Origin of the sequence: Trichocoleus sp. DQ-A2 (assembly GCF_039961915.1) — a bacterium.
GTDB lineage: Bacteria > Cyanobacteriota > Cyanobacteriia > Cyanobacteriales > FACHB-T130 > FACHB-T130.
Map to the genome: position 1 here is coordinate 116788 of NZ_JAMPKD010000009.1, position 16339 is coordinate 133126.

Below are 16339 nucleotides of genomic sequence, written 5' to 3' on the forward strand. Positions count from 1 at the left end.
GTTTAAACGCATTGAAGGTTGAAGAATCTCAAAAGTTGAAAGTTTTAATCAACCTGCTAATCTCCAACCTGCAATCCTGCCTGCCAACCTGCTTTCCTTGCCAACTTTCCTGCCTTAACCAATGACGTTAGATTGGATTAGCCCAGCGGAACGCCTGCAATCACTGCCCCCTTATGTATTTGCCCGTCTGGATGAACTGAAAGCCAGGGCACGCGAACAAGGGCTGGATTTAATTGACTTGGGAATGGGGAATCCAGATGGCCCAGCGCCTCAGCCAGTGATAGACGCTGCGATCGCAGCGTTGCAAAATCCGACAAATCACGGCTATCCCCCCTTTGAAGGGACTCTCAGCTTCCGCCGTGCCATCACTAACTGGTACGGGCGTCGCTATAATGTTGACCTCGATCCAGATAGCGAAGCCTTGCCGCTACTCGGTTCCAAGGAAGGGCTGACTCACCTCGCCTTTGCATACATCAACCCAGGCGATGTGATTCTGGTACCGAGTCCCTCTTATCCGCCCCATTTTCGCGGGCCAGCGATCGCTGGGGGCAAAATTCACCCAATAATTTTGAAAGCTGAAAATGACTGGTTGATCGATCTCGGTGACATTCCCGATGATGTCGCCCAACAAGCCAAGATTCTCTATTTCAACTATCCCAGCAATCCTACTGGCGCAACCGCACCCCGCGAGTTCTTCAAAGATATCGTTGCTTTTGCCAAGAAGCACGAAATCTTACTGGTGCATGATTTGTGCTACGCAGAATTAGCTTTTGATAGTTATCAACCAACCAGCTTGTTAGAAATTCCAGGGGCGAAGGAAATCGGCGTCGAGTTTCATACTCTGTCTAAAACTTACAACATGGCAGGCTGGCGCGTTGGCTTTGTGGTAGGCAACCAACACATTATTCAAGGGTTGCGGACACTCAAGACCAATCTGGATTATGGCATCTTTGCCGCCTTGCAATCTGCCGCCGAAACCGCCTTACAACTTCCAGATGTTTATGTAAATCAGGTTTGCGATCGCTATCGCCGTCGCCGCGATTTTCTGATTGAGGGATTTGCTGAGTTGGGTTGGACGGTTCCCAAACCAAAAGCCACCATGTACCTGTGGGTTCCTTGTCCGGTAGGAATGACCTCAACAGATTTTGCCCTCTCTGTCTTACAGCAGACGGGCGTGGTCGTGACTCCAGGAAATGCCTTTGGAGCGGGTGGTGAGGGGTATGTGCGGGTTAGTTTGATTGCGGAATGCGATCGCTTAGCTGAAGCTTTGCGGCGTTTCAAAGAAGCCAATATCCGCTATTCATCCGAAAATGAGGGCGCGTTTATCAAACAGGGATAAAACATTCAAGCTTCAATTCTTGGATTTTATCTTTAATTTGGAAATGTCCCTACTTCAAAGTAAACGCTTTGGTTTCTGTTACCCTACCACCACCTACCTTGTCATAAACCGTTAGCTGAATTTGGTAAGTGCCAGGTTGAATTTTAGGAGTTGTATTAACAGTGCCATTGGGAGAGGCTGCCACATCATCTTTTAAAGCTGTATGTCCTTTTTCTCCAATTAGGCTCTTTTTTACCAAGATGACTTCACCCTTGGCATTTTTAACTTCCATATCCATATCTAGCCAGTTTTTCCCATCCTGACCTTTCTTAAATTTGCCAACATTAAGCAAGACTAGCTGAACATCTTCCCCTCTTTTATAAACTCCATCATTGACCAGCACAACTTTTTTATCGGGAGTTTTTCTGACAAGGAAAGATTTTTCAAAAGTCAGTCGAGAAGAAGTCGGTGTAGAGGTAGTTGAAGTCTGAGATGTAGTAGATTTTGGAGAAGGAGAAGCCTGAGATGTAGCGGATTTTTCGCCTCTACCACAACCACTGACCAGCGCCATTGAAAACACGACAAGACCTGTTAACAATACATTATTTAATGTTTTTTTCATAATGTTCTCCCTGTTTATTTTTTTTAAACCTAGTTATTTGATAAACGATGAGTTGAGGTAGTTAACACAGTTGAGCTAACTACAACCATAAATTATCATAATTTATTCAAATTTATCTTTTGGGCGTAGTGGCTTTAGCAACTAGCGACGCGAACAATTGCTTTCAGACGGCACTTTGGTAATTCTCTATTGAATGCACTCCGGTTTAACCGCACCTTGTGAACCCAGAGGGCCAGGGATTAAAGATTCTCCCTTCTCCGTCCACGGAGAAGGGCTAGGGGTGAGGTTCCATCTGATGGTGTTCATCTCTACATCGTTCGCTACACTTGAAACGATTCGTTTTACTGCAAATTAAGCGTAGACTTATAGGCAAAAGGCGGTCTGTGACCTGCACAGACCGCCTTCTATTGTCAATCAATCTAAAGTATTGCTACTTAAAGGCGTTTAATTGCCGCCAGACTGGACAGCGGCGCGAGTTACGGGATTTGAATTGTCTTCGTTTATCATTTCAGGAGTCCGCTCCCACTCGCCATTTTCACCTTGACGGTATTCGCTTTTGATGGTATTCCACGCAACTTTGCGGGCAGATTCTTCGTCCATCCCGTCTTCTTGGGCACTCTTAAATGCAGCCTGGAAAATCTGCTGAGCTGCCTCAGGCAGTGCTTGTACTTCTGAAGGTAAGTTATTAACTTGTTGATCTGGTTGCTCGGTCATAAACTACTCCTATTATTTTTGCCTGGGATCATCTTAGAAAGCCAGATGTACGAATTCCTCTTCCCAGGATGTAGTTATGGCTGCTCGATATACCTATCTGAGGTATTATCTTATGTAAAGTAATTTTGTATTTACATATACAAAGCTTTGCCCCAAATCATCTGCTTGCAAATACAGTGGTTTAGCTCTCCGACTTGTTAGAGAACTCAGTGGACTCGGATTCACGAATCATTGAGGATTGCTATAGATGAGATGGAGCCGCTACCTAGTTCGTTGCTAAAGCGAGTTCAAAGCTTGGAAGCAAACAAATACCAATTCACTTTATGGCTCGAATCTCACCTGAAAAGGGGAGTTGGAGGATCTAATGTGTAATTCCACAAAAGTGAACTGGTATCATTTACCGACTAAGGGAAACCACAAGTTCCAGCCGGTACAGTGGTTCCAGACCAATTGCTAAGATCGCTGACAGAGATATTATTTGTAGACAGCGTTCCCGTTTCTATCTGGATCGCTCCTCCAAAACTGTCATTTAAGAAAAAGTTGCCAATCGTATTATTGCGGGGTTGCAGACAAATTGTATCGCCAGAACCGCTGGTTATTGCTTCGAGATCCCCGATGGCTCCGCCTGTTAAGGTGTTAAACCGGACTCCAGCAAAGATTTTGGCAGTATCGTAGCTGTTGAGGGAAAACCCGGTAAAAGCATTATCAATAATTTGATTCGATTCACTGAGGAGTTGAAGTTGGGCATTTCCATTGATGCTGGTGAATATTCCGTAAAATCCATTTTTAGAAATTTGCTGATTGTTAGAAATATTGACTGTTCCTATCGCTGCATCGGAAAGTGCGATATTCACTCCATTATCTTGATTTTCAGCAATGGTGCTATTGGTAATGTTGAAGGTTCCAGAGGTGTTATTTGAGAGAAGTATCCCAACCCCATCAAACCCGTTTTTAGAAATTTGAGTATTAGTAATATTAAACGTTCCAGTCGCGGTATCGTTTAGCTTAATAGAAATTCCATCAAATTGATTGCCTGAGATTGTGCTGTTGGCAATCTCAAATGTTCCCGAAGTATTGGATTCAAGTTCAATATTAATGCCACTAAATTGATTTGCGGTTATTTGGTTATTAGTAAGAGTAAAGGTTCCGGAAGCACTCTCGAACAGTTTTACCTCGACTCCGTCGGCGATGCTCCCGAAGCTGTTACTGCCAGTAATCGTATTCTCTGAGATATTAAAGGTTCCAGTTGCAGTATTGCGAAGTTCAAGATTGATGCCGTCCCCTTCGTTAGCTAAAGCACCATTGTTGGCGATCGTGTTTTTGACAAGAATTAGGTTAACTTGCCCCTGATTATTGCTGAGGGAAAAGCCTTCCAAAGCAGAATTTGCGATCGCGTTGTCTTGGATCAGTATCTGCCCGGTCACGTTCTCAAGTAGGAGACCCTCGCTAGCAGAATTCGCGATCGCGTTGTCTCGAATAATTGCATTGCTGATGCTGCTTCCAGCGATGCCAGAACCATTAGTTGTGGTGATAGCGAAACCTGAAAGCGTTGTCGTGTTCCCCATTGTGACCGTTCCTGTCACGTCTGCCAGTACCCCCGCATTAGACAAGGGTAATTGTAAATTGCCGAGTTCCACGGTATCTATACGCTGCACAGGGCCAGTTGAAAGCACCTGCACTTGGTCGGGAATCTTGAAAGCAGGAACCCCAGGATTTGTCCCTGGTTGCACGTAGACAATATCATTGGGTTGAGCCACAACCAAAGCTTCCGCAACCGTTCCAGTCGGATTCTCAAACGTGCCGTTCCCGGTTCCAATTCCCAAATTGACGTGCCGAAATCTCCACGGTTGACCCGTTGTAGGATTCGTGACAAATACCGTATCCTGCACGCTGAAAGACTCAGATTCGGATTGTTCATCGACTACGATATTCGCGTTTCGGGTCACAGATTCCCCCAGACGCGCCAGAACCCGATCTTCTGTTCGTATCCCTCTCAGACGAGTTCCGGGAAAATTCGCCCCCACACTCAGCACTAAATTCGTGCCAAAAGTGGCATCATTTGAGAGCAATAGTCCCAGCCTGAAAGTGTCAGTAGGACGGGCTTCTAACCGAGTCCGCCAGCCCAAAATCTCTGCACTGCCTGGGGCATCATAATAATAAAGTCCGGCATAGCCTCGGAGGTCGCCGGTTCGACTGATTTGGGCAATTTTCATGCCAGCTTCAACATCAAACCCTGCCATCGCCGCTTCAAAATTGCGATCGCGTTGAAGTTGTTGATTTCTAGTTTGACCCAAGAAATTACCCTGAAAGAAAGGGTCTGAAAACGATAAACCTGTAGAAAAAACCCTCTCTTGGGTCAGTTGGCGGGTATCTCCAACCGGAATGTAAGCATTCGCGCGAATATCCCAGTTTTCTCCTAAGCTTTCAAACCCAGCACCCAGTTGATTAAAGTTGCTATTACCCGTGTCGCGGGTATCGAAGGCAACATAGCCGCCCAAGATCCGGTTATCTTTGGCACTATAAAAGCGATGTCCTAAAACAATATTGCTGCTTATATGAGAATCTTCCGTTGACAACAGCAATCGACCTTCTAAGAAGGTGAGGTTGTCTGAGTTTTGCCATAGGGGAACAAAGCCTCCAATGCTACCAAAAGAACTTTCATAACCCACACCAGAGCCAGTGGTAAATTCAGCGCCGATCCGGGGCAGAAATCGTTGAGAACGAACTCGATCTGATGGTGCTGTTTGTTTAGTGGCAGCGCTAATCTCTTCTGTAGGAGCGGCGTTTTCTGGGGTTAGTATTTCTTGGAGTAACCCTGCTTCGCGCAAAGTCCGAGGAGGTGTTTTTACTGCTGCTAAAGGTTGAGAAATCTCAACCTCCAATGTCTCTGGGGAAGGTACGGGTTTGGGACTAGATTCTGGTGTGGGGAGTGCAGTTTTTACATTAGATATTTGGGCAACAAAACGCCCTTGTTTTAGCGTGTAAAAAGACGGTTTGGCTAAAGACTTCTGGTCCTCGAAGCTTAAGGCTGCGGGTTCCAACGCGCCTGGTGGGTGTTTTGCTACATCAAGGGTATCGCCAAAGGATGAGTCTACAGTATCGTTATTTAATTCAGGAATGCCATCAGGTAGCTGGAGGATTGTAACGCCTGTAAAGTCTGTTGTCGAGCTTGATGGATTGGGTTTTAAATTAGGTGTTTGGGCGGTAGCAGTTGAAGTTAGCGTTCCTAACAGCAGCAAAATTGTGTAGATGTACGGTGTTGATGTTCTTAGAAGCATTTTCTCTATTAGATTCTGTTCTGGCTTCAGGCTCATATCCACAGCAACTCATTGTCAATAGTTGCCAAATCAGCAGCTTTAAATATTAATTAAAGCTGCTTCCTTATACTAGATACTTACAAAAGTAGAAGCTGCATTACTCATAAACGTAGCAGCATTCACCCCAGCCAATATTGCCAGAGTCTGGTTGTTGGAATTGTCAATAATGCTGGTATTGCTACCTTGCTGAATAATCGACAACTGATTCAGTGCCAAACCACCAACTAACCCAATGTAGTCTTGACCAATTTGGAAGTCGCGGATGGTGTCAGTTCCTTCACCTTTGGAAACTGCGAAAATATCGCGCCCCAAACCTCCGGTGAGGATGTCATTCCCCAAGCCTCCGTAAAGTCGGTCATCGCCCCCATCTCCCCAGATTTGGTCATCTCCGGACTCACCGTACAGATAATCATTGCCACCACAACCGTTGATGCGATCGCTACCTGTACCGCCGTAGATGATGTCATCCATACCCATCGAACCCCCAGTCAAGAGATTATTGTTGAGGTCGCCAATCAGGGTATCGTTGCCGTCATCGCCGTAAATCCGGTCTTTTCCCAGTCCCCCTACAATCGTGTCATGACCGCCAAAACCATTGATCCGGTCGTCTAAAGAGGTTCCCACCAAGGTTTCAGAAAGCCAAGTGCCGTTAATGACATTGAGGGGTGCAGTGTCGTTGTCAATGTTGACAACAGCAACATCTTGCGGGTTCAGTCCGTTGTATTTGGCGTCGGTGCTAATAGCAGGGGCAGTAACGATGCTGTAGGCGATATTTCCATCGACAAGTACATCGTCAACTCCTTTCACCGTAATGGTTTGAGCAATATTCCAATTATTTGAAGTAAAGGTCAGCGATGGGCTGGAAACGCTGCCTTCTGTCGGATCGGAACTTCCTAAACCAAGGGTGACGTTAGCTGTAGGTTGACTATTGAGTTTGACGGTAAAGTTGGCAGCGCCTCCGGCTTCGGTGGTGTTGCCGCTAATTGGGGTGATGGTAAATCCGGCGGCGTCGTTGTCGATGTTGGTGACAGCGACATCAACAGGATTGAGTTTGTTGTAGTTAAGGTCGGTACTGACGCTTGGGGCGGTGATGATGTTGTAGGCGATATTGCCATCAACCAGTGCATCATCAACTCCTTTGACCGTAACGGTTTGAGCAATATTCCAGTTATTGGCTGTGAATGTGAGGCTGGGGCTAGAGACGGTACCTTCGGTGGTGTCGGAACTGGTTAAGCCAAGGGTGACATTAGCGGTGGGTTGGCTGTTGAGTTTAACTGTAAATGTGGCAGTACCTCCAGCTTCGGTGGTGTTGCCGCTGATCGGGGAAATAGTGAATCCAGGGGTGTCATCGTTTTTGATGATGCCTGTGGCAGTAGTGTTGCCTAGATTGGCGTTGGTAGCACTGTTGAGTTTGACGCTGAAGGTTTCATCTTTCTCAAACTTGTTGTCACCCGTGGCGTTAACCGTGATGGTTTTTGTTAAGGGGTCGCCCGGATTAAAGGTAAGGATGCCGTCGTTGTCGGTGTAGTCGCCGTCGGTTGTGGCGGCGGTGCCGTCGTTGGTACTGTAGTTGACCGTAATTGGCTGGTCGCTGGGGTTGGAAAGGGACACGGTGAAGGTGTAGGCGGTGGTGCCAGTATTGCCTTCGCTTTGAGTAACGGTGGCTGGTGCGATAGAGACGATGGGTTGAGAATCGTCGTTGGTGATGATGGCGGTACTGGCGTTCGCCTCTGGGTTAACGGTGGCGTTGGTAGCATTGTTGAGTTTGACGCTGAAGGTTTCATCTTTCTCAAACTTGTTGTCACCCTTGACGTTAATCGTGATGGTTTTAGTTAAGGGGTCGCCCGGATTGAAGGTAAGGATGCCGTCGTTGTCGACGTAGTCGCCGTCTGTGGTGGTGGCGGTGCCGTCGTTGGTACTGTAGTTGACCGTAATTGGCTGGTCACTGGGGTTGGAGAGGGACACGGTGAAGGTGTAGGCGCTGGTTCCTGTGGTGCCTTCGCTTTGAGTAACAGTGGCTGGTGTGATGGAGACGGTGGGTTTGGCATCGTCGTTAATAACCGTTACCTGTGCTGTACCTGTAGTAATCGTCGAACTTGCGGGGGCAAGTGTTAGGTTCGGTTTACTCAGGGTGACATTGATGGTTTCATCTTGCTCAAATATTGTGTCACCCAAAACATCTAGGTTGATTGTTTTGGTTGTCTCGCCAACTCCAAAGCTAAGCGTGCCGGAAAGGGCAGTTGTCCCACCTGTAACCAGTATGTTGTTGTAGTCAATGCCATTGGTTGCGGTTCCACCAATTCCATAATCAACGGTACTGGCTACCCCAATTCCGCCGCTGCGCGTGACAGTAAAGGTAGCAGTTTGCTTACCAGTGTCACCTTCAATCAAAGTTGGGTAAGCAGTAGTAATCGCGTATTGAATCGGGTCGTTGGATGCGATCGCTACCGTAGCATTGTTCTTAGCAGCATCAATGGTGTAACCTGCACCCGTCGCCAAGTTTAGCCGCAGCGTTTCGGCTAACTCTGGCAAAGTATCATCAACAGCAGTAAGAGTAACATTGACAAAACTCTGCCCATTTGGAATCACCACGGACAAACCGCCGCTACTGAGATTGTAGTCGCTTGCGATCGCAGTGCTGCTACCATCAACAGCAAGATTCACTGTCAAATCGCCCGTTGTGTTGCCAGTCCGGGTAATCTGGTAAGTTCCAGTATTTGCGCCTGCTTCTGCTGCATCAGCATCTATCGCCTGTATGCTAACTGTCGGTGTTCCAGAATTGACGGTAATTTGAAAGGTTTGCACTACTGAGGTATCGATACCACCGTTAGCAGTGCCACCATTGTCCTTAACTTGGACTGCAACTGTGGCTGTAGTAGCTGTCGCAATTGTTGCAGCAGGAGTATAAGTAAGATTACCTGTCAGCGGGTCAATTTTTGGTGCAGAGGCGAAGATACCAGGGTTGCTAGTGACGTTGACGATGTAGTTGTCGATGCTTTGACTTGATTCGTTGGCAGCACCCGGATTAAACCCACTCGCCCAGCCAGTGACAGTTTGCGCCCCTGTCCCAGCTGCGATACTTTGATTGCCACCAAGTGTGAAACTGGGGGCATCGTTTACTGGGTTAATAATAATACTGACTGTTTCAGCATCAATGCTGAAGGAAGATGCGCCGCCACCCGCCCCAGGGTTTACTCCAGTTTTACCGCTAGTGAGTCCGTCAGAAGCATCCCAAGCGCGGAAGGTAATGCCTGAAGTGACAGTACCGTTAAAATCGGCATTAGGGAGAAAACGGATGAGATCGCTTGTTGTATCTTTTAGTACGGTAGCAGCCGCAGCAGACACCGCAAAGTTATTCCAGCTACTTCCGCCATCAGTAGAATACTGCCAAGTGCCGTTGGTATTATCCACCCCAATTACAGCAATTCCCTCGACTGCACCTGCATCTGCATCGGTGATAGGATTGCTGCCAGCACCGCTAGCAATAATTTCAGAAACCAGAGTCCCCTTGTTGCTGGCGAGGGCAACATCTTCATTAATTGCTGTTAGTACCGGACTCCCAGCATTATTTAACACCGGGGCATCATTGGCTGGGGTGACGGTAATTGGTATCGTCTTGATATTGCTAGTAGCTGCACCATCGTTAGCTGTAATCTTGAGCGTGTCGCTACCATTAAAGTCTTGCTTGCCTTTGTATAGCAGTCCGTTTGTGGCGGCTAAGTTAGCGTTAATCTTGCTTTGACTGCCTGTCAGGGTGACAGTTCCCGTGCCGTTGCCATTGACTGTTAACCCAGTAGAGTTGACTGTCAAAGCACCATTGTTGACTTCTAGAGTGACGGTGATAGCAGTATTTCCCGCATCCACGTCAAATACGCTAACTCCTGCGATCGATAAATCGGTATCTTCAGCAACTGTTTGGGGTGCAAAGCTGCTGTTAGTTGTAATTGAGACATCTGATAACTTTACTTTGGCGCTGGCAGAGGTAGTACCATCCCCGAAGAAAATGAAGTTAGGGGTTTCATAGGGATCGATAGGCCCCACCCCCACCCAAGCAGTGTAATCCCGCAGCTTACCGCTAAGGATGGTAGTGCCGCCTGTTGAGAGAGTGTAAGTATCGCCAAGAACTGTCAGCTGGTAGGGAATTAAACCCGCAGTAGTGTTGAAGGTAGCGCCTTCAGCATGGGTGAACAGAAGTTGGTTGTTGCTGGCAGAAGGATTTGTACTTGGATCTGTCTGAGTTGTGCCATCTTCCTGCGCCCAGATTTCGTCATCCCAAAATCCTAATTCGATGCCTTTTTTGTCGCTGCTAAGGACTATGATGCTGAAACCAGCTCTATCGGCAATGCCATCGCCGTTTTTATCCGCTGTGCTCGTCGTATGATCTTCTGAGAGAACTTGGGCAGTGAAGCTGACGGTGTAACCAGTAGTGCGATCCAGGTTCGGCACGCTGTTAGGAGAATAGCCCGCATAAGTGCCTGAGTCGGCAGTGGTATCCAAGGTAGTTGCGCCACCGGAGGCACTTTGCGTTGCACTACCAACGGGAATGTATGTAAATCCTTGAGTGTCGGGCGTGGTATTTAACGAACCATCGTATTTAATTACTGAAGCACCAATAATCGGCGCATCGTTGACAGATGTAACGTTGATGGTTTCAGTAACAGCGGTGCTGGTGCCACCATCGCCATCGGTAACGACAAAGCGGACGGTGCGAGGAGTGGTGCTGGGGTTCTCTGAGGCGTTCTGATAGGTGATGTTTTGCAGCAGTGCAGTAGCGGCGGCGGGTATGGCGTTGGCGTTGAAAGTGACGACTAGAGGAGTGGTGCCAGTCCCGCCTGTGAAGGTGCCGATTTGCACTCCGCCGTATTTGACAATTGTGCCATCTAGCCCAATTTGCCCTGCACCGTTACCTTGGTTGCGAATTGCTAAACGGTCGGATGCCGTGCCACCTGCCGTAAAATCTACTGTCAGCTTCCCGGTGTCAAAGTTGAGGGAGTCGCTATCTGTGACAGTGGCGGTGCTATTAATGACGGTAGCAGCTGCATTTTCGGTGTAAGGCACAGGTGCAACTGTGAGAGCAATCGCCGGCGCAATGTTGGTGTTGGCGATCGTGTGGCTTCCTAAACCATTGAAGGTGTCTTGGGCGAACCCATCCCATTGAACGCTGGGATCAAATGGATCGAAAGGACTTGGATCTCCAGTTGTTACGTTACTCTTACGGCGCAGGGTATTATTTTGGGTACTGGTAAGCCCATTACCCCATTCTGTGCCAGGGTCGTTGCCAATTTGACCAATCGAGTCAATGATGGTTGCACCCTTACGCAGCACAACCGCATCGTCCCCGTTGTACCAGCCATTAAAATTGTTGGTTTGATCGGCTTGACCCAGAATGCTAAGGGCAGCATTAGCTTGTGCTAAAACAAATACATCCTTATCTGCTACTATGCCGCTCAAGTTGATAGTTAGAGTCGGGCTAGTGCTACCGTTTGCATAAAAGTCTACGGCGTAACCTGCTGCGGCTAAGTTAATTGCTGCCCCAGTACCGTTATAAAATTCAAGAGCTTTATTGTTGCTGCTACCTTCAACATACTCTGAGATGAACAGATCGCTTGGCAGGACTGAAGTATAAGTTGCGATCGCTGCTCCCCCAAACACCAGAGAAGTTTCTATCTGCCCTGTAGCAACTTCCAAATCCCAGTCACCGCCCAAAGCTGCGCTGCCTGTCAAGTCAACCGAAGCGGCAATGTCAGCACCTGTTAGCTGACTGAGTTGTTGCACAAAAGCTGCACCGACTTCCCCTGCTGCTACATCGCAACCGTAGAGAAGGATGTCAGCATCAGGGGTTAAAGCATTTGCCCACTGCTGTAACTGGCTAGTGTATGCTTCTAGGTTGCTTGAATTCAGTCGGGTTGACCCCAGTTGCAAAGTGCCTTGTGTGCCGTGGGAAACTATGTGAACGCTGGCGATATCGCTGCGTCCCGCCAGCACTTGTGCGATCTGCGCTACTCCATCCTGCATTGGGTTCAGGATAAATACTTCCGTCCCCGGTTCCACACCAGCAGCGAGACTCTGGTAATTCTCAACTGTAGAGTCAATGAAGACTATCTTTTGTACTCGCTGGGTGGGAGAAGTCTCTACCACTGAAGAGTTTTCACCAGCAATGCCCTGACCAGCTTGGTTTGATTGTTGATTTGAGGAGGAATGATTCCAAAAGTCTTGCATGATGAGGTTTGGGTGTAAATATCAATGGTTGAGATAAGTAGAGACACCAGATCGATCGCCAGCGTGTCGCTCAATAACGTAGAGAAAGCCGTCAGTTTGTAGATATTCAGGTCGCCAATAGCTGGTGAACTGAATTAATCTCAGTAGATGCTGTCATATAGTTTCCAGAAATTTTGATAAACTAGCGTTTTTAGCCTCAATTATCGAAATTCCTGTAAATATCTGGCTAGAGAGGACATTTTGTTGATAAAGGTGTATCGAGCGAGGACAAATGCAAACAATCTCAAAATTGCATTGCTTGGAAAAGTTATAGTGTAGTCTTTAGCACATTTCAATTCTTTCTGTACTTATTTGACAATTTAATTGTTTACTACTTTAGGAAGATGAAAAAATTTTGACAAAAACTTTATAAAAAATTCATTGTCACTTTATCTCTGCTTTATATAACTTTTTCTTATAGAGGTTTAGATCCGTAAACCCTAACCAGAACGATGTCCGATTACGGTCAACAGATGATTACCAATTGCTTGTTACTTAGCTAGATTGTGGTGAAATCACTGCTGGTAAGGGTGTTTGCTTGCACTCCAGTAAGCGTCGCTAATAGTTCTCCTGTGTTTGCAATCCTGATTAAAGTATCGTTTGCATTCGCACCCGTCCCTTGGGTAATCGTGAGATACTCCAACTTCAAACCATCGGACAATACAATTAGGTCTTGAGGATCGGTGAAGTCAAGAATGGTGTTTGCGCCGCTGTTATTGGATAAAACAAAGCGATCGCTACCATTACCGCCGAAGAGTGTATTTTGACCAATCCCACCATTAAGCCAGTCATCACCGTCGCCACCGGCGAGGTAATCGTTTCCTTCTCCACCTAATAGAGTGTCCTTGCCAATCCCGCCACGCAGCAAGTCATCGCCACCCAATCCTTCTAACGTATCATTGCCACCTTGACCGTTAATAACATCGTTAGAAGCATCAAAACCTTGGGTGTTGTTATCCAAATCGTTAAGGAAAGCGACGGTATTTTTGTTGAAAATCTGTTTGAGCTCCTCGTTAGCGTTAGCAATTTCAAAGCTTTTCTGAATCTGCGTTTGTCCGTTAAAGAGAATATTGCCGATGTCTACCGACGCACCTGTAGATTGTTGGAGGTTATTGAAATCTTGGAGGGTAAAATTTTTCAAGATAACCTTCGTGTTATCAACGCCATCGAATGCGATCGCTAAATCGCTACCCGTTTGAGTTAAAAGTAGATTGTTGGCAGTTAGACCAGCCCCTTCAAATTTGAGGGTATCGACTTCAGAAATTATCTCTGCGGATGGATGATTTCCCGTTCCTACGCCACCGAAATCTGTAATTGTGTCGATGCCATCGCCGCTGCGAATTACAAAAATATCTTGGTCTCCACCGCCGGTGAGGATATCATTTCCTTGCAGTCCGATCAGGGTATCGTTCCCCGCTTTCCCATCAATACGATTATTACTATTACTGCCTATCAAGGTATTAGAACTTGCGTTGCCATTGATTGGTAAGGTAAAACGGGCGACTAGCGGATCGTGGTCGCTATCTTGAGTAGCAAACTCGGCATTGAGATGCACAACATCAATTTCTGCCGTCGAGTTGAGATTTTTACTGACTAAAATGTGGTCAAGCGCTTGAGAATTCCCTTCAAAAATGTAGGTATATTGTTCGTTCTTCGGCAAAGTATCAATCAAGTTCGTGAGGTCGTTACCTTTTAATACTTCTAACGGCTTTGAGAACTGAAAATCATTAAAATCCCCCAGGACTATGACATTGGCATTGGGGTCAATTGCTAGCAGGCTATCGACAAAGTTATTAACGGTAGCGGCTTGTTGTAGACGTTGCGCTTCTGAAGTGAGTGTTGGCGGTTGAGAACTTCCGAAAAGAGGTTGATCGCCACCTTTGGAGTTGAAGTGGTTGCCGATGACAAATACTTGATTGCCCTTGAAGAGAAACTCCCCAACCAAAGGCTTGCGACTGTTGGCAAAAGCGTCACCATTGGAAAGGTTAGTGTCAAGAATGCGACCCGGACTAGCGGAAAGTTCTACGCCATCTGTGCCGCTATTTACGGTGGTGTTGGTTATGGAGGTGCCGCCAGGACGGTCTACAAACTCAACGCGATTCGGGTTGAAGAGGAAGCCGACGCGGATATTCCCCCCCGGTTGACCGCCATCTTGGTCGTCTACCGGATTAATTTGACGGTACTGGTAAGTTGCACCACCCATAGATGCGATCGCATCTATTAGGGTTTGGTAAGTTTGGTTAGCATCAACGACACTATCATTTGTGGCACCATTGTTGTCTTGGATTTCCTCCAAGCTAATAATGTCTGGTAATTTGAGGTTGTTGATAACAATATTCGCAAGGCTGCTAAATTTAGCGTTATCATCAGCAGGATTGAGATTCTCGACGTTAAAACTAGCAACCGTCAACTGGTCAGCACTTCCTGTTAATGCAGTTGTTTCCCGTGCTAAATTTCCCGAAATGACGTTAGGTAAAGGTGCAGTGTTGAGAAGCTTATAATTGCCAAAGCTGTAGTCGATGACGCCAGTGATGGAACCAGCGAAGGTGTCGCCCACATTTACTTGAGGTTCACCGTTAATAATGGCATCGTCGATAATAATCCGTTCCGGGTTAAAATCCCCCGGCTGAACTACGATACCGCCCCTGTCCGTTCGGGTGCTAGCATTCACACCATTGTCAGCCAGGACGGGAATTTCACCAAAATCATTGGTAGGCCCTACCGCTACCGCATTATTCACCTGCACCCGCATTCCTTCTAGGCTTTCGTAGAAGTCAATGCCGTCTTGCGCCGGGTTGAATATACCTAATCCATCATCAATCACTTGAGTTGGAATCGTGCGTCCGCCCTCACCCAAAATAGTGCTACTAGGTAAAGGATTGCCCTTGGAAATTGTTGCAATCCCTGCATTCCCCACAATAATTTGAGTTGTGGAGAGACTGCTGCTATCAGAACCGCTAGGAATGAATTCATCAACAATCCCGCTAACCAGAATAGAGTCCCCAATACTGACTTTGGGGGTTATCCAAGTGAGGACGAAAATCCCCTCGGAGGTAGCATCATTCGTGTCCGGATTAGGATCTTGCAGATAAAATCCATTTGACTTTACTGCGGTGACGATACCAGGGACTTTGGAAACCAACTGACCCACCAATGGCGATGTATGGCTAGCACCTTGAATGTCATGGATGCGAATATTACCAGCTTCTAGTTCGTCGTCAGTTACGGTTACGGTAATTGTGCCGCTAATATATTGGGTTGCAGAAGCTGTTAATGTCACCGTCTGAGAACCCTCTACAAACGGATCGTTCACCGCATCAATTGCGAAGGTTGCTGATGCCTGATTTGCTGGAATGGTTACAGTTGTCGCAACGGTAGCTTCGCTGGTGTCGCTGCTGAGTAAGTTAATCGTGAGTGACTTTGATAAGTCTCCGGTTCGGGTAACAGTTCCAGTGGCAGCACCTGCACCCGCAGCTTCTGAGAAGGTAGCGGAGTCAACCGTCAAACTAAGGGATTCTGTTATTTCGCTGCCAGTATTTGTCACTGTAAATGCACTACTGGGCATCGTCAACCGTTGGGTATTATTGCCCGTCCAATTCGCTGGGTTGCTGATTTTTGCAAGTAACTCTCCTCTAGTTCCGGAAGTGCCGTTAGTAATGTTATAAGTTGCGTTATCAATTTCTGGGATAGATAGCGCCGTTAATCCGTTTGTTAATCCTGGCGGTAATGCAGAGTTATTGTTACTAGTTGCATTCTCTGCCCATGCCGAATCGTTACTATTAATTGCATAAATAAAAGTGGGAGCTGTTGCCAAACCCTGGTAGGCAAGGATTTGATCTCCATCGCTTGAAAGTTTCATTGAACCAACACCCGGATTGACAATTTCGCCAACCGAGTAGTTTCTATTTGCTGTCCAAGTCAGGGTTCCTTCACCCTTTCTAAATTCGTTGCTGCTTTGCCAACCTTTATTTGTAAAGTGAATTGCAGTTCCAGAAGCAATATCTTTTAGCAAAACAAAGGCAAATTGATCGGGATCGTCAAAATTGAAACCGATAATGGCGATGTCACCAGCAGCAAGCGTTGTCGGAGCCATATAAGTCTCTTTTCATT

6 protein-coding genes are annotated in these 16339 nt (G+C 46.8%); 1 reads left to right on the forward strand and 5 read right to left on the reverse strand.

What is annotated here, in order from left to right:
* Nucleotides 1-121: 121 nt before the first annotated feature.
* Nucleotides 122-1339 (forward strand): aspartate aminotransferase, encoded by a 1218-nt coding sequence (locus NC997_RS11025; RefSeq protein ID WP_190524609.1) that lies wholly within the window; start codon nt 122-124, stop codon nt 1337-1339.
* 49 nt (nt 1340-1388) lie between these two features.
* Here the strand turns inward: NC997_RS11025 and NC997_RS11030 are convergent, their stop codons facing one another.
* From NC997_RS11030 to NC997_RS11050, 5 genes are all read right to left on the reverse strand, one after another.
* Nucleotides 1389-1940: a hypothetical protein gene (locus NC997_RS11030; RefSeq protein WP_190524610.1), complete on the reverse strand. Its 552-nt coding sequence runs from the start codon at nt 1938-1940 to the stop codon at nt 1389-1391.
* A 444-nt stretch (nt 1941-2384) separates the two neighbouring features.
* Nucleotides 2385-2654, reverse strand: a complete 270-nt coding sequence (locus NC997_RS11035; protein ID WP_190411133.1) for a ChaB family protein — start codon at nt 2652-2654, stop codon at nt 2385-2387.
* A gap of 404 nt (nt 2655-3058) precedes the next feature.
* Nucleotides 3059-5932, reverse strand: a complete 2874-nt coding sequence (locus tag NC997_RS11040) for a right-handed parallel beta-helix repeat-containing protein (RefSeq protein ID WP_190524612.1) — start codon at nt 5930-5932, stop codon at nt 3059-3061.
* Between the two features lie 108 nt (nt 5933-6040).
* A complete protein-coding gene (locus NC997_RS11045; protein WP_190524614.1) occupies nt 6041-12190 on the reverse strand; it encodes a DUF4347 domain-containing protein in 6150 nt (2049 codons plus the stop codon).
* A gap of 538 nt (nt 12191-12728) precedes the next feature.
* Nucleotides 12729-16322, reverse strand: coding sequence for an endonuclease/exonuclease/phosphatase family protein (locus NC997_RS11050; RefSeq protein ID WP_199306017.1), 3594 nt, complete (start codon nt 16320-16322; stop codon nt 12729-12731).
* Nucleotides 16323-16339 lie beyond the last annotated feature (17 nt).